This window comes from Sporosarcina sp. P19 (genome assembly GCF_002743165.1).
Classification (GTDB): Bacteria; Bacillota; Bacilli; order Bacillales_A; family Planococcaceae; genus Sporosarcina; species Sporosarcina ureae.
The window spans coordinates 129665-146638 of sequence record NZ_PDYR01000008.1; the positions used below are offsets into that span (position 1 = coordinate 129665).

The 16974-nt window shown below is 40.5% G+C and carries 13 protein-coding genes, 1 rRNA gene and 1 other annotated feature; of the genes, 4 read left to right on the forward strand and 10 right to left on the reverse strand.

Features of this window, described 5'->3' with window-relative positions:
- Positions 1-21 precede the first annotated feature (21 nt).
- Entirely contained in the window at positions 22-1350 is a 1329-nt protein-coding gene (locus tag CSV74_RS10425; RefSeq protein WP_099691592.1) for a phenylacetate--CoA ligase family protein, read from the reverse strand.
- A gap of 550 nt (positions 1351-1900) precedes the next feature.
- Here CSV74_RS10425 and yedE point away from each other — a divergent pair.
- Both yedE and yedF read left to right on the forward strand, forming a co-directional pair.
- Complete coding sequence (yedE, locus tag CSV74_RS10430) at positions 1901-3109, forward strand: selenium metabolism membrane protein YedE/FdhT (protein ID WP_099691593.1); 1209 nt, start codon at positions 1901-1903, stop codon at positions 3107-3109.
- Positions 3099-3338, forward strand: coding sequence for a sulfurtransferase-like selenium metabolism protein YedF (gene yedF / locus CSV74_RS10435; RefSeq protein WP_099691594.1), 240 nt, complete (start codon positions 3099-3101; stop codon positions 3336-3338). The genes yedE and yedF overlap by 11 nt, the downstream gene beginning before the upstream one ends.
- A 47-nt stretch (positions 3339-3385) precedes the next feature.
- On the opposite strand, the gene CSV74_RS10440 is transcribed toward yedF, so the two are convergent.
- Positions 3386-4972, reverse strand: a complete 1587-nt coding sequence (locus CSV74_RS10440; RefSeq protein ID WP_099691595.1) for a 2-isopropylmalate synthase — start codon at positions 4970-4972, stop codon at positions 3386-3388.
- Positions 4973-5029: 57 nt separating this feature from the next.
- Positions 5030-5269: a binding site (T-box leader), on the reverse strand.
- 290 nt (positions 5270-5559) lie between these two features.
- Between CSV74_RS10440 and CSV74_RS10445 the strand changes: the two genes are divergently transcribed.
- Positions 5560-6936, forward strand: coding sequence for an alanine/glycine:cation symporter family protein (locus CSV74_RS10445; RefSeq protein WP_099691596.1), 1377 nt, complete (start codon positions 5560-5562; stop codon positions 6934-6936).
- 59 nt (positions 6937-6995) lie between these two features.
- Here the strand turns inward: CSV74_RS10445 and CSV74_RS10450 are convergent, their stop codons facing one another.
- Entirely contained in the window at positions 6996-7883 is an 888-nt protein-coding gene (locus CSV74_RS10450; protein ID WP_099691597.1) for a stalk domain-containing protein, read from the reverse strand.
- A 177-nt stretch (positions 7884-8060) separates the two neighbouring features.
- Between CSV74_RS10450 and CSV74_RS10455 the strand changes: the two genes are divergently transcribed.
- Positions 8061-10199 carry a type IA DNA topoisomerase gene (locus tag CSV74_RS10455; RefSeq protein ID WP_099691598.1) on the forward strand — a complete coding sequence of 713 codons (2139 nt, stop codon included), beginning with the start codon at positions 8061-8063 and terminating at the stop codon, positions 10197-10199.
- 95 nt (positions 10200-10294) lie between these two features.
- On the opposite strand, the gene cls is transcribed toward CSV74_RS10455, so the two are convergent.
- From cls to rrf, 7 genes are all read right to left on the reverse strand, one after another.
- A complete protein-coding gene (gene cls, locus CSV74_RS10460) occupies positions 10295-11749 on the reverse strand; it encodes a cardiolipin synthase (protein ID WP_099691609.1) in 1455 nt (484 codons plus the stop codon).
- Positions 11750-12104: 355 nt separating this feature from the next.
- On the reverse strand, positions 12105-12761 hold the full coding sequence (locus CSV74_RS10465) for a hypothetical protein (RefSeq protein WP_099691599.1): 657 nt from the start codon (positions 12759-12761) through the stop codon (positions 12105-12107).
- A gap of 154 nt (positions 12762-12915) precedes the next feature.
- Positions 12916-13320 carry a hypothetical protein gene (locus tag CSV74_RS10470; RefSeq protein ID WP_099691600.1) on the reverse strand — a complete coding sequence of 135 codons (405 nt, stop codon included), beginning with the start codon at positions 13318-13320 and terminating at the stop codon, positions 12916-12918.
- 74 nt (positions 13321-13394) lie between these two features.
- On the reverse strand, positions 13395-14774 hold the full coding sequence (locus CSV74_RS10475; RefSeq protein ID WP_099691601.1) for a sensor histidine kinase: 1380 nt from the start codon (positions 14772-14774) through the stop codon (positions 13395-13397).
- Positions 14771-15442, reverse strand: a complete 672-nt coding sequence (locus CSV74_RS10480) for a response regulator transcription factor (protein WP_099691602.1) — start codon at positions 15440-15442, stop codon at positions 14771-14773. Before CSV74_RS10480 ends, CSV74_RS10475 begins: the two co-directional genes overlap by 4 nt.
- The gene (locus CSV74_RS10485; RefSeq protein ID WP_029054042.1) at positions 15439-16239 is read right to left on the reverse strand and encodes a YihY/virulence factor BrkB family protein; all 801 of its coding nucleotides are present in this window, start codon (positions 16237-16239) and stop codon (positions 15439-15441) included. The genes CSV74_RS10480 and CSV74_RS10485 overlap by 4 nt, the downstream gene beginning before the upstream one ends.
- A 467-nt stretch (positions 16240-16706) precedes the next feature.
- Positions 16707-16822, reverse strand: a 5S ribosomal RNA gene (gene rrf / locus CSV74_RS10490).
- Positions 16823-16974 lie beyond the last annotated feature (152 nt).

Genomic DNA, 16974 nt, shown 5'->3' on the forward strand with positions numbered 1-16974 from the left:
GCCCTTATCCAGTTGTTATTGTTATACACTTACAGGCGAACTATTACGCTTATCTACAACACGAGTTGCTTTTCCTTCAGATCTTGGAAGAGCTTTCGGTGCATTGCATACAACATCTACTGAAATTAAACACGAATTTTTCAATTTGTGCTGGATCTTTCGCTTCATATTCATGATGGATTCATGAAGTAAGTCACACCCAACTTGTTCGTATAGAGAAATCTCAATCTCGATATGTAATTCAATAGCATCCATAACTCCTTTGCGAATTAATTGAATTTGATAAACAGGTGACAATCCTTCTATTTGAAGTAATTCTCGTTCAATCTCAGATGGAAAAACATTTACTCCACGCACGATGATCATGTCGTCTGTTCTTCCTTTAACACGTGACATACGAGTCGTTGTTCTTCCACACTTACATTTCTCATGAGTAATTGATGCAATATCTCCTGTACGGTAACGGATGACTGGAAGCGCTTCCTTTTGCAAGCTAGTAAACACTAATTCTCCTAATTCTCCATCAGCAACAGGTTCAAGGGTATCGGGGTTAATTACTTCTACAAAGAAATGATCATCTGCGATATGCAGTCCATCTTGAGCTTCATGACATTCAGACGCAACACCAGGTCCCATAATTTCGCTTAATCCGTAAATATCTACAGCTTTAATTCCTAGTTTGTTTTCTAATTTTAGACGTATTTCTTCAGACCAAGCTTCTGCCCCAAATATCCCATAGTCTAGATTTGTATCACGAGGATCCATTCCTAGTTCTTCCATTTTTTCGATAATACTCAAGACGTAAGATGGAGTCCCACAAATTCCACGTGGCTTAAGATCATTGATGACCGTGATTTGACGTTCTGTGTTTCCTCCAGAAATCGGTATTGTAGCTACACCTAACTCATCTGCACCTTGATGAAGACCAAGCCCTCCTGTAAACAAGCCATAACCATATGCATTATGGAAAACATCAGACTTCCTTCCGCCTGCTGCGACGATAGCGCGTGCCACTAAAATCCCCCAATTTTTAAGATCACGCTCTGAATAACCGACAATCGTTGGCTTTCCACTTGTTCCAGATGAGCCATGAATCCTTGCAACATCGTCTACAGGAATCGCAAATAGTCCATATGGGTACTGATCGCGGAAATCTTTTTTCTTTGTGAAAGGTAGTTTCTTAATATCCTCTAATGATCGAATATCTTTGGGCTTAATTTGCAATTCATCAAACTTTTGTTTATAAAAACCAACATTTTCATATACGTTTTCCACCGTCTTCTTTAACCCTATAAGTTGTAGTTCTCGCTTTTCGGAAATGGATGCGCTTTCAATATCTGGATTGTACATAGATAAATCCTCCCTTTTCTCTCATACTACTCTATTCGAATATAACGTATATAAAACGATAACTCCTCTATCCGTTATACATAGCAATACATTAATACAACCTTTTCATTAAGTCAACACTAATTTCTGAATATTCTCTTTCAATAAACTTTATAAACTATTATTTTAGTGGACAAGATACTAAATAAGTAGGTGTGTATAAATGAAAACCTATTTTATGAAATTAATGTATTTATTAACAACGATATAAAGCACAACGTATAAATTCCGTTATATTAATTGCGTTTTTTCTTATAAGAAGAATAGTTTATAGCGCTATTTATTATAAAAAAATAAATATTCCGTATGTAAATATACGTATATAAATAATATTGCACAGATAATTTTTTGAATAAAATTGATATACCCAATCATCTCACACCTTTAATGAAATATTAGTCCATTCCTTCCTTTTTAATAAAAATATATATTTTTCTTAGCATCTTCTCACTTGATTTCTGCAAAATTAGGAATACACTAGAAAAAGAACTTTTATAAGGGGCAACTACATATGAAGAGAATCATTCAACCTATTTTCCAACACTATTGGAACCCCTATGTCGTCTTATTAATGGCTGGTATTCTTAGTGCTTTATATTTTGGCTTAACTTCCACCGTCTGGGCAGTAACTGGTGAATTCACAAGACTCGGAGGCGACCTCCTGTTATTACTCGGAGTCGATATCTCGGGCTGGCAATACCTTGATATGGTGCATCTACAAGGTGAGACGTGGAACCGACCAGATGGCTGGATTGTCTGGGGAATGTTCGCAGGTGCGCTCATTATGGTGTTGCTTAGCAATAGCTTCAAAATCCGTCTGCCGCAGCAAAAGAGACGCTATGTACAAGGATTAATTGGCGGAATCATCGCAGGATTCGGGGCGCGCCTAGCACTCGGCTGTAACTTAGCCGCGTTTTTCACAGGCGTTCCGCAATTCTCTTTTCACTCATGGATTTTCATCGTAGCAACAGGTATCGGGACTTTCTTCGGTGCCAAACTGACGAAAACACGTTGGTGGAAAGGCAAACCATCATTGATTCGGGGGAATGCAAAGCCCACGCAACTTAAAAAACGTATAATCCAACCGTATATCGGTGCAGTGATTGCCGTACTTTACATCGGACTCACTATGTACTTCTTCACGTCGGGACAAAGACTGCTAGGCTTAGGCGCGCTATTTGGTCTCGCATTCGGTATTCTAATCGAGCGTGGACAAATTTGTTTCACTTCTGCATTTCGTGATTTATTTCTCGTTGGACGTAGTATTATGGCAAAAGCAATTATTGTAGGAATGGCCGTCAGTTCTATTTTGACGATCATTGTTATTTCGATCTATGATCTAACGCCAATCACACAAATCGCAGCACTTAGCACGTTTGTAGGCGGTACATTATTCGGACTAGGCATCGTGATGGCGTCAGGCTGTGAAACAGGTATGATGTATCGCTTGATGGAAGGCCAGTTGCTATTTTTACCGGTATTTGTGGGTAATATTATTGGTGCTACGTTTCTTGCCTACGCATGGGATCATCTTGGTGTCTATAATGTATTGGTCAAGGGTGGAGCAAAAATCAATCTACTCGATACAATTGGACCGATTGGCGCAATTTCTGTCACACTGCTAATGCTTGGGGGACTCTATGCATTAACAGTATATGGAGAAAAACGCTACCATCGTAAATTGGCAATTAAGAGAGGAATGAATATACATGCAAGCTAAAGTAGAAGCGGACTTCACACTCGACCTTCGCGGCGAGTCCTGTCCCTATCCTGTGATTTACACATTGGAAACACTTGAAGGTATGAATAAGGGAGAAATGCTGCAAGTCATCACGGATTGCCCGGGCTCTTTCCGCAATGTACCGGAAGAAGCGATTGCTCACGGTTACCAATTTGCACAAGATCCTGTAAAGAATGGTCAGGAATATTTATTTCATATTTACGCATGAGAAAAGGCAGCTATTCATGATAAGATAGCTGCCTTTTCTATTTCAAATTAAATATTTACAGTTAGTTTTTGTGCAGACTTTCCCTTTATTTTCGCTACGATTACGCTATTAATCGCATTTATATAGGCCAGTGCACTTGCTTTCAAAATATCTGTGTCAGCTGCCTTCGCGATATAATTTTCTCCTTCATATGCAATGGTAATTTTCACTTTTCCTAGCGCATCTTTGCCCCGTGATACACTGCTAATATCATAGCCTATCAACTTCACTTGAATCTTTGTAATTTCAGCAATCGCTGAATACAGGGCATCGATTGGACCCGTTCCAACAGCACTCGATTTGAAAACTTCTTCCCCTTTTCGAATTTTGACGCTAGCGGAAGGGAAACTAGAATTGCTGACGACTTGCAGATCTTCAAATTCAAAGAAATGATCGCTGTAATTCGTTGCATTTTCTTTATCATGTTTTTCATAATAACTTTCAACTATTACATATAAATCATGATCATATACTTCCTTCTTGAGGTCTGCTAATTTTAGGAATCCTTCAAATATCCCTTCAAACTCTTCAGGCTTCATATAGGTAAAACCAAGCTTTTCAAGTGCGTTTTTCACCGCATGGCGACCTGACCGCGCTGTCAAAATCAATTCCATATCATCCAGCCCAACATCTTCCGGATGAACAATTTCATATGCATCGCGGGATTTTAATAAGCCGTCTTGGTGTATACCTGACGAATGGGCAAAAGCATTATCTCCCGTAATGGCTTTGTTCACTTGCACATCCAATCCCATAAAGCTAGATACAAGACGAGATGTATTCATAATTTCTTTTGTATTAATTTGTGTGTTTACATTATAAATGGAGCTTCTAGTTTTCAATGCCATGACCACTTCTTCAAGCGCTGCATTGCCTGCTCGTTCTCCAATTCCATTAATTGTACACTCTACTTTATCCGCACCATTCTTGACTGCAGCTAATGTGTTTGCAGTCGCCATTCCTAAATCATTATGACAGTGAACGCTTAATAATACGTCCGGGTTCAAGTTCTTCATGCGGTCATTTAATTTATAGATCATCGCACCAAATTCTTCAGGCTCTGCAAAGCCTACTGTGTCAGGCACATTAATCATGGTCGCACCCGCTTTCATAACCGATTCGATTGTATGCCATAAATACTCAAACTCTGAGCGTGAAGCATCTTCTGTTGAATACTGTACTTGAGGCAATAATGTTTTTGCATATTTCACGGCATCTACACCAATTTGTAGGATCTGGTCCTTTGATTTATTGAATTTTTTCTCTACGTGAATATCAGAAGTACCTAGCACCATATGAATCATCGGATTTTCTGCGTACTTTACTGCGTTATAAACTGAATCAATGTCTGCCTGAACTGCGCGCGCCAATGCTGTGATCATGATGTCATTTGTATTGCCTACTTTCTGCGCAACAGCCTTCACCGCATCAAAGTCGCCTTGAGATGAAGCAGGAAAACCAGCTTCGATTATATCAACGCCAAGCTTCTTCAGTTGCTGTGCAATTTCTACCTTTTCATAAAGATTCAATTTAGCACCAGGTACCTGTTCTCCGTCACGTAATGTTGTATCAAAAACCCAAATTTTTCTGCTCATCTCTTTGCACTCCTTTTTATAAAAATAAATACAAAAAACCCCGTCTCTATATTGAAATATAGAGACGAGGTTCAACTCGCGGTACCACTCTAATTGATTCGCCATACTTGGCCAATCCACTTATCGACAGCTATGACTGTCTATCCCGTTAACGGGGGAAACCGACATCCCTTACTGTAGTTCTTTCAGGGAGTGACTCATGGATGAGTTCAAAATGTGCGCCTGCTGATTTTCACCAACCATCAGCTCTCTACAAAGACACAAAACATTTTTACTGGTTCCATTCTTAGTCTACAATGTAATATTAAACGTAATACTACATTGCGCAGAGCAACTTGTCAACCATTTTCAAATAATTCCATGTATTCAACAAAATAATTTGCGAGAAATATATTATCATTCCTTGATAAATATGCTTTTTGATGTGTATCTATTAACAATTACTTAAGTCCAAAAACCTTTACTTTTCTATTTTCATTTGACATCACTTCCATTCATTCACTAGTATAGTAGACAACTAATTCGTAAACCGAAACACAACAACTAGATGATTGAGTAGTCTCAAACTACAAAAGGAGTCGGTGCCAATGAATGCGTTTACCAAATGGGTGGAAATTATCTCAGATTTTTTATGGGGATTACCCATCATTATTTTACTAATAGGAGGTGGAATGTTCCTCACAATTCGTCTGAAGTTCTTTCAGTTCCGCTATATGCCTCACATTTTTCGTCAAACCTTCGGAAAGATCATGTCGAAAGGCTCTGGAGACGGTACACTAACCCCTTTCCAAGCAACAACCTCAGCACTTGCTTCCACAATGGGAGCAGCAAATATTGTCGGAGTTCCCGTAGCCATCGCACTCGGTGGACCTGGCGCGATCTTCTGGATGTGGGTAGTCGCACTAATTGGAATCGGCACGAAATATTCCGAGGTCGTGCTCGGCATTAAATATCGTGAAAAGAACGCTGCCGGTAATTACGTCGGCGGTCCGATGTATTACATAAAAAAAGGACTTGGCTGGAAAAAGATTGCGTATATCTTTGCATTCGCCCTCATGTTAGAAGTTATGGCGAGTACTATGGTGCAATCTAACTCTATCGCTACGACCCTGGAAGGTTCATTCGGTTTATCTCCCATTATAACGGGAATTTTCGTCGCTATACTTGTTGGACTCATTTCATTTGGTGGAATTAAAGCAATTGGGCGCGTAACGGAACGTCTAATTCCATCAATGGTCGTAATCTATATTTTAACTGCTCTCATTATTATCGGCTTTCATGTCGATGCAGTGCCTGCAGCATTTGGATTGATTTTCACACATGCATTCCAGCCGATTTCAGCAGCAGGCGGATTCGCAGGTGCTGGTGTGGCCGCGGCCATTCGTTGGGGACTCGCCCGTGGATTATATTCCAATGAAGCCGGTATCGGTACCGCGCCGATTGCCCACGCAGCTGCGGTGAATAGTCATCCCGCCAAACAAGGTTTCTGGGGCGTCTTTGAAGTCGTTGTGGATACATTGATTGTTTGTACTATGACCGCGCTAGTCATACTGACAACAGGCGTCTGGAAAGTCATTGACGCAGACAACGCGGCGAACATGGTGACAGAAGCTTATAGTACGGTATTTGGAGCTTCTCTAGGCGGGATTATTATATCCGTCGTATTATTCCTATTTGTTATTACAACGATTGTAGTCATCATTTATTACGGTGAAAAACAAGCAGAGTTTTTATTCGGACCCAACTTCTCCATTGTCATACGCATCGCATATATTGCGGCTATTATAATCGGAGCACTTGGTGGATTGCAGTTCGTCTGGAAATTCCTTGACCTACTACTCGCAATTGTAGTGATTCCTAACGTGATTGCGGTACTATTCTTAAGCGGACAAGTACGTGACATAACGAACGATTACTTTACAAACCTCTATCCAACAGAAATGAAACAAAAGAAGAAGTCTTGATGTAAATGGCAGAAAAGGCAGAAGTCCGCGGACTCCTGCCTGTTTTTCATATGATTTGATCACTTCATCATTTCTTCAATAAGCCCTACCGGTACATAAGTCTTCCTCGGTTCGAGTAGCTCCGGTGCCGCTTCAAATTGCAACAATGATTTATTGTAGCCATATTCCTTCTGTCCGCGAGTAATCGTATAAGATGGTGCACCTTTTGATATGACCGCACCCACACCAGTCGAATCCACGACATATCCGAGTTTCTCAGCAAGCAAGCGAAGTGGTACCATCTTCACACCGTCGACCATATAATGATCGTCTTTTATAATTTGTTCTACGGTGGCATCTTCATCTACTGTATTTATGTCTAGTACCACTACTTTCTCCGGCGTTGTCTGGGCTGGAATACTTCGAGTTGTTTCTTTGTAGAATACTAGCAAGTCTTTGCCTTTCAAGTCGTCAGCGTTCACTTTATTACCCGAAGCACTGGAAATGTCCGTACTGTCATCTACATTCAATTGAAGTTTCAAATATGGATCCACCAGTTCATCATCAAATATTCCAACTACTGCTGTGTTTGCTTCATCTTTCCCGACAATAACAACATCTGGAGTGTACTGCGGTGGGTAAATCATAACCATTGGTTTATCTGCATGGGTATAAGCAGACACTTTATCACCTTTTTTTAGCTTTGTCTTTTGCCCGGTATTATCGAAAATCAGTGTTTCATCTGTAATAGCCAAGACAGGAAAATCTTCATCCCCTTTAACCGTATAAAGCGTTAACTCATTATTTTTCTCTATACCATCGATGGTTCCCTCTACTTTAATAAATGCTTTTTCCTCTGATGTCACTTCGGCTTTCACTTCCTCTTTCGCACTAACTGCTTCAGGTACCGCCACGCCACCAATAAGCAATGCTGACATAGCAAATGGTATCATTTTATTCCATTTCATAAAAAATCCGCTCCTTACTTTAGGTTCTATATAGTAGTTCGTTTGTGAGTCAAAAAGGTTACCATACTTTTCATGAAAACCTTTCTTTCTAGAGACGCCTAATAGCCAGCCATCCCAAAATATGAGATAATACAACTAACAGAACGAACGTACTATTAACGAAATTGAGGTGTTCCTATGAAACCGGTCATTTTAGCTGAAAAACCGAGCCAAGCAAAAGCCTATGCAGATGCATTCACCACTCGTAAACATGACGGCTATACAGAAATCCAGCCATGTCAAACGTTTCCACAAGGCGCCTTCATTACGTGGGGCGTTGGTCATCTCGTGGAATTAAAAGAACCGCATACATACAATCCCGCCTGGAAACGCTGGTCGCTCGGTAGTTTACCTATTTTGCCAGAGCGCTACGAGTTTCAAGTTGCCCCGGGTAAGTATAAACAGTTTCAAGTCGTTAAGAAGCTCATTCGTGCAACGGATCATGTCATTAACGCATGTGACGTAGATCGCGAAGGATCTAATATCTTTTACTCCATCTACTACATGACGGGAGCTCGCAACCAGAAGATTGAGCGACTATGGATTAACTCGCTGGAATCCGATGAAGTACGCAAAGGCTTCCAGAATCTACGGGATAATCGACAAGATCTACAACTGTATGAAGAAGCAAAGGCGCGCCAAATCAGCGACTGGCTCGTAGGCATGAATGGTTCTAGGCTTTACACACTACTGTTGAAAGCCAAGGGAGTTCAGGAAGTGTTCCCTATTGGACGTGTGCAATCACCGACCGTTTATTTGATTTATCAGCGCCAACGCGAGATCGAGACATTCGTGTCAGAGCCGTTTTTCGAAGCAGAAGCTATTTTCACTGCCGAAAAAGGGACATATAAAGGAAAAGCCAAATTAAAAGAACCAAAGCGAGAATTAATTGCGGAAGCCTTAAACAGTCGCAACATCACCAAGCGGACTCCTGGCGTGATTACCGAGTTAACGAATACAGATAAACGAACGCCGCCGCCACAGTTACACTCCCTCTCTACCTTGCAGGCAACAGCCAATAGACGTTGGAAAGCGAGTCCGGCAACTGTATTAAAAACAATGCAAACCTTGTATGAAAAAAAGCTCGTCTCTTATCCAAGAACTGATACAAGGCATATTACACCGAGCGAATTCACATACTTGGAAGCGGCCATAGAAGACTATCAAAAGTTGATCGAACAGCCATTTGAAGTGGCTTCACGTACACCTAAAAAACGCTATGTAGATAGCTCAAAAGTACAAGAGCACTATGCAATCATTCCAACGAAAAAACTCCCTACACCAGCAGCACTGACAAAGTTGTCACCACTTGAACGTAATCTGTATGAGGAAGTCATTCGGACGACGCTAGCTATGTTCCACCGGGATTACTTGTATACCGAAACAAAGGTCACTACTGACGTCAATGGGTTGCCGTTCTTCACGACGGGTAAAACCGAGCGTGATAAAGGGTGGAAAGAGCTTTTCTCTACACCAAAGAAAGTAAAAGACTCTGAAGAACCGGCTTTACCACCACTTGAACGTGAGGAAACCGTACAAAGTGAAATTAGTATAAAAGAAGGTGCAACTCAGCCACCCAAACCTTACACTGAAGGCCAGCTCATTGCGATGATGAAAACATGTGGGAAATTGGTGGAAGATCAGAGTGAGACAAACATTTTAAAAGAAATAGAAGGTCTTGGAACGGAAGCTACACGAAGCGGTATTATCGAGACGATTAAAAAACACGGCTATATTTCCGTGACAAAAAACATCGTATCCATCACCGACAAGGGACGTGTACTATGCCAGACCATCGAAGGTAGTCTGCTTGCCAGCCCTTCCATGACAGCAAAGTGGGAAACATACTTGAAGAAAATAGGAAATGGCGAAGGTACAGGTCAACACTTTCTGGGCAGCGTATCAAAGTTTATCCAAAAACTGATTGAAGATGTACCTGTTCAGGTCGAAAAACAGACGATCGATATCGTGCTACCACCACGCCCCTCATCGGGCAAAGGCTCGTATACACGAACTGAAGTTGCTCCCTGTCCACGATGCGGTAAAGGAAACATTATTGAACATCCAAAATTCTATGGCTGTAGTAACTATAAAAATGGTTGTAAGCAAACTTTCCCAGGGCTCTTCTTGAAAAAGAAACTAACGGTACCCCAAGTGAAATTGCTCTGTACTAAAGGTCAAACGAACGTCATCAAAGGCTTCACCTCAGCTGACGGGAAAAAGTTTGATGCTTCTTTGGAGCTAAAAGACGGGAAACTAAACTTAGTCTTTATGTAAATTAAATACTGATACAAAAAGAAGCAGCACAAAGCTGCTTCTTTTTTACATGATATTGTTATTACCTATACTAGTGTAGTACTTACATTACGCCTTTAAAGTACAGGAGATAATAACCGAGATATCGATTGCTTAAACTTAATCAGCAATGATCGCTCCTCATAATGTTCATTCGTCAGCTCAGAACTAAGTTTCGTGTCTTGACGAAACAGATCTGTCAGTTGTTTTGCTACTATCTCATCATAGACAATCGCAGTCACTTCAAAATTCAAACGGAAGCTTCGTGAATCGATATTCATAGTACCTACTACTGACACTTCTTCATCCACTACAATCGTCTTCGCGTGCAGAAAGCCATTCTCATATAATAATATTTTTGCGCCATAATCTAGCAAATCACCCACATACGACCAAGTAGCCCAGTAGACAAAAGGATGATCTGGCTTACACGGAATCATAATCTGTACATCAATCCCTGATAACAATGCAATTTTGCAAGCATCCATAAAACTTGTGTCTGGAATAAAATATGGTGTCTGTATGTAGACACTTTTTTTAGCAGATAATAATAACTTTATATACATGTTCTTCAGATGTTCCGTCTCGGAATTCGGCCCACTTGAGACGATCTGTACTGGGCTTGTGCCGTTCTGTTTTTCAGTCTGGAATATGAAGTCTCCCAAGTCCCCCAGCTCTTTTTTACTTGCTTGGTGCCAATCTAGAACGAATTTCCCTTGAATATGATTGACCGCACCACCTCTAATTCTGAAATGGGTATCGCGCCAATAACCAAATTTCTTATCCAAGCCAAGATACTCATCTCCGACATTGAATCCGCCAATGTACGCTATTTCTCCATCAATGATACAAAGCTTCCGGTGATTTCTATTATTCACACGAAAATTTATTAGTCGGAACATTGATGGAAAGAATACTTCCACACTTCCACCCGCTGCCCGTAATTCGTTATAGAATCTAGGCGGTGTTTTCTTCGAGCCTACCTCATCATACAAGAGCCGTACTTTTACTCCCTCTTTCGCTTTTTGAATCAATAGATCACGCAACCTAATGCCAAGCGAATCGGACTGAATAATATAATACTGGATATTGATCTCTTTCGTGGCAGATCTAATATCCTCAAATAATGCTGCAAACTTTTTATGTCCGTCGTCAAAGATTTCAATATGATTATCTTTGGAGAGTAGAGCGTGAGACGATTTCAAATTCATATGGATTAATTCAGTATGTTCTTTTAATAATGGATTGCTTTCCAGTCTGGCCAAGTTTTCCGGTCGCAGTTGTTTGTCCACTTCCGTTTTCTCAGCCTTTCTTTCTGCAACGGAAAGATTATAGAAATTTTTTTGTTTTAAACTTCGTCCGAAGAACAGATAAATAAAGAAACCGACAATAGGAATGAACACTAGAACCATAATCCACGCCCACGTATTTCCTACATCTCTTCTTTCGATAAATAAAACCGATGCCAATAGCAGGATATTGAGAATTGTGACAATAGATAAGAGCAGTGTAAGGATATTACCAAATTCCATACCGAACAATATCCCTTGAAGTTCTATCATTTTTTCCGCTCCATTTCATTTGAAAGTAGTCTTAAATATAGCATATAGCACAAATTCTCGCCGTTATTTCTACAAAATTCATTTAGGCGAAGATTCAGCTTATAGTATGAAAACACTTTCAAAAATGGAGACTAGTAAAATTAAAGATCTATTTGTCCTTTTCACACATATCGCTAGTAAATAGAGAGATATAGTATTTGAATCAAGTATATATTCCCCGAGAAATAATATAGCAATAACTAGCCATCTTCAATTGAAATAGGGATCACAAGAATACCAAAAATGATTTCAAATTTCCTTTGTAACCGATATAACTAATAAATTTCTATGCGGAATCTTCTGTACTACTGAAAAACTCTTCTTTTAATCGTTTTCCATATGCTTGTCCACTTTCACCACGCTGCCTCGGAAACTCTTGCATCACAATTGGTAATACTCTTTCCCACAAAACATTCATCACATAGATATCTCGATCAAATTGATAGTCCAGTTCATTTAGCGTTAATTGTAGCGATTTCGCATATCTTCGTTTTTCTGCATCCCAAATCGTCGAGACATTCTCTTTAATATATGCATCTATCTCATCTTCGGTTACCGTAATTCCGTAAGCTTCTTCCGCAATATCTAAAGCATCTTCATAATGATCTGTTTGCTTCTCCGCGATACCTCTAAGAAATGGGGAAGAGTGCTCTTGCTCTGTCAGATTATTATTCACGCGTAAACGAAACTCTGTCTTATTTGTGGAAAACGATTGATCTAGTTGATTATTATAAATTCCTGATTGGATAGATTTCAGCTCCTCTGCAATTTCCGGCATATCTTTCAGCACTTTTTCCACGGATTGATTCATCTGGGCGTAATCTATTCCTATCGTTTCAATCTTTTGTTGTTCTGAACTAGCCGTTTGTTTAATTAACAACGTCCCAGCAATCAAGACAGTAAAACAAATCATAATGAGGTGAAACCGATTGCGAGCAGTCATAGTCATTCGCTCCTTCATCTGTTAGGTCGCTCTAGTATGCCATATGGGTTATGAAATATTTGTTGAAACTACTGATTATCCGTAAAAACTTTCCTTTATAATTCGACAATAAAAAGCCCAAGAACCTGGTATGATCCGGATTCTTGGGTAACTATTAATGACGTGCAGTAGGTGTTTTTTCAATCATGAATGTTACAACTACGAATAATGCAAAACTCACTAATAGCACGGTACCGCCTACTATATAGAGTATGAGTGCGAATACTTCATTGACATTGAAGGGTTGCATGAACTGTAACCACATACCCGCCGTTAAACCTATCGCACCGATAATCCCTGTCCAGCCTTGCAATGTTAATAGCTTTCTAGCACGGACTCGGTAAATCTTGTAGAACACACCCCACGAAAATACTGACAACCAACCTACAAGTAAAATATGTGCGTGAATGGGACGGAACGCGTATGAACCTGCACCCGCCATATGGGAACCGAGTACCGTTCCAATTAAACCGAAAATCGCCGCAATGCGAATCAATCGTAAACTCCACTTTTCTTGCATAAGTTATTTCCTCCTGTCATCTTTCTACTACAATTATCATAACACCCCAAGATGAACGGAAGATGAACTGCCTGTTACAATTTAGGTAAATACACGATGAATGTCGTACCTATACCTAACTCACCGACTACTTCTATACGGCCCTCATGAAGCCGTACCACTTGTTCAACAATAGATAATCCAAGGCCCGTCCCCTCTACTTCACGTGTTCTTGAGTGATCTGCACGATAAAAACGGTCAAATATTCGATTCTTTGTATCAGGTGAAAGACCGATTCCTGTATCTTTAATAGAGAAACAGATTACATGTTCCTGCTCGGTCAATCGGATATCGATCGTTTCTCCATCCGGTGAATACTTCAGTGCATTCGACAATAAATTCTCCCATACTTTCTCAAGAAAAGCAGGATCCCCTATAAACGTGATATCATCAATTTCGAGCATGACCGACATCTCTTTTTCTTGTAATAGCCATTGGAATTTCCGTACTGTTTCTCTCACTTGCTGATCAACTCGGAAGACTTTTTTCTGCAATGGAGAGATTAGTTGATCGAGTGATGTCAGCAATAATAACTGCTTCGTCAACGTCGAGAGTCGTTCGGTTTCCGTTTGAATGATTCCTGCATAACGTATGCGTTCATTAGCGGGTAGCTCTTCATCCGATAACAAGTCTGCATACCCTTTAATATTCAATAAAGGTGACTGAAAATCATGCGACACATCACTGACAAATGCCTTTCGAATCTGGTCGTTCTCACTCAAACGATCGACCATCTGTTGAAAGCTCATTGCAAGTTGCCCAATCTCGTCACGTCGATCAATCGACAACTCACTCGTAAACTGCTCCTCACCTACCTTCTTAGTCGCTCTTGTCAATACAACAATTGGTGCAATCAGTTTGCGCGCAACGACGAGCATTGCGAGAATGCTGATAATCGCCATGACAATGACCATGCCACCAAGCAAATAGTGAATTTCAGTGAAAAGCATTTTAATATCTGGGCGCAAAAACAATGCATATATCTGACCATCGTACATAAACGGTACACCTACTGTATTAGCTGACTCATTAGAGAAATACCCCGTCACGAACGTCTCCGCCCTTAGATCTCGCATGCCATGATAGACTTCGCCATCATAGACTTTCTGAATCGCTTCATCCTCAAGGTTATCATCGCGAAACGCTTCACCATAGATAGTTGAATCACCTGAAGGCGGTTTGACGAGTAGTTTATAACCCGTACTAGCAAGCATATCGAAGTATGCATGTAAATCTATACCGTTATTCGCTTCAATGAACAATGCAATTTGCTCAGCAACTCGAACATTCTTTGCATCATTCTCTTCTTTCAAATAACGGTGATAATATGTATTAACGGAAAGAAACGCTAGAATCGCACTCACCAGCATGATTCCAACTGTTAAAACGAGAAACTTTCCGTACAGCGACTTCATTCCGAAACCTCAAGCTTATAACCAACACCACGTACCGTTACAATTTTCACCTGATTCGTAAGCTTCTCAAGCTTGTCGCGTAAGCGTTTGATATGTACACTCAACGTCTGCTCATCCCCTTCATAATCAAAGCCCCATACACGTTCTACTAACACTTCTCGTGTAAACACCTGACTATGACGAGAAGCTAACACTGACAACAATTCAAACTCCTTTAATGGAAGTAGTAATGACTTTTTACCAAGCACTACTTCATAACTCTGTCTATTAATCACTAACGGACCGACTTGAATCATCCGGTCGACAGCTTTGTCATAACGCCGTAAAATTGCATGAATCCTGAACAATAACTCTTTCGGTTCAAACGGCTTCACCAGATAATCGTCTGATCCAGCCAAAAAGCCTCGCTCCTTATCTTCCATCTCACCTTTAGCTGTCAACAACAACACGGGAATTTCCGTATCTTCACGAAGCTTCTTCGTCAGCGTATAACCGTCCATTCCTGGCATCATCACATCTACCACCGCTAAATCTGGCCACTCTCTATCGACTACCTTAAGCGCCTCTAGCCCATTCATTGCCTTCACAACGGTATACCCCGCCTGTCGCAAATGAATACTAACCAACTCTAAAATATGTATATCATCATCTACCACCAAGATCTTCATTTAGATCGCCTCCACTTTTTCCACTCTGCGTTCAATAACCCAGAAAGAATAATAATCACTGCTGTTAGATAAAACCATAACACAAGCATAATAATCCCTGCCAATTGTCCATATAGCCTAGAATAATCCACACGTGATACATACTCTCCGAATAGTAATGAAACGAACTGCCAGCCAAATGCTGAAAGCAAAGCGCCGGGCAATGCTTCTTTCCATTTCATCTTTCCCGTTGGCATAAGTTGATAAAATAATAGGAAGAACAAAAATAGAAAGCATGTACCAAGACCCCACTTTATATTAGGCCAAATATACAACCAGCCTTCCCATGCATCGAGCACATCATAATACGCAATGACAGTATGTATATGTTTTTCAATCAATGGCAAAAATAGCGACATCGGAACAATAAGCATGAAAAGAATTGTTACACCGAGATTGCGGATTATACTAATCCATAGCGGCTGCTGGTGAAGCTTCCGATTCGCCATGTCTAATGAACGGGCAAATGATTGTACCGCAACGGATGTCGTCCACAATGCAGCTAGCATACTGAGTGCAAGCAACTTGCCATGACTTTTATAGAGTACGGACTGAACACTTTGCTCAATCAACTGAAAAGATTCATCTGGCACGAATGGACGTAGTAACGCTAAAATACTAGCCTCTTCCAAAGGTAGAAATTGCACAATTGACAATACTACTAGTAAAAAGGGCAATATCGAAAGTAACAAGTAATAAGCGTTCTGCGCTGCCTGATCAAAAAAGCGTTCTTTAAAGAAGCGTTTAACTATCATCATGATCACGGAATCCCCTCCACTACTATCCTACGTGTCATACTACCAATATACCCCAACAAACCAGAGACTATTAGGGTAAATAAAACTTTATATAGAAATTTATTTTCTTTTATGTGGAGTAGTGGATAAGGGATAAAAGTGGTGAGCTGTTGGTGCTAGATATTGAGAAGATTTGGAAGGTTATAGAGCGGATACGTGGTGCGATTGAGCGGGCGCCATGACTTATAGAGCGGATAGACGAAGTGATTGAGCGCTTGCCGTGACTCTTTGAGCGGTTAAGTGGAACAATAGAGCACTAATCCTGATACATTGAGCAGTTAAGCAGCACAATAGAGCGTTTATCATGATAATCAGAGCGAATAAACCCGATCTATAAGTGAGTAAAGTACGAATACATCATGCTCAATTCAATCTATTTCCATTATAAAACACAAAAAAGCCACTCCCCAAAGGGAATGGCTTCGCTTGCCTAGCAACGTCCTACTCTCACAGGGGGAAACCCCCAACTACCATCGGCGCTGAAGAGCTTAACTTCCGTGTTCGGTATGGGAACGGGTGTGACCTCTTCGCCATCGTTACTAGACTCTTTGAGTAAATCTTGTTCACTCAAAACTGAATAAAAGACATTGGTGTAGTTCAAGTAACTACTTTTTAAAATAGGTTAAGTCCTCGATCGATTAGTATCTGTCAGCTACATACGTCGCCGTACTTACACCCCAGACCTATCCACCTCAT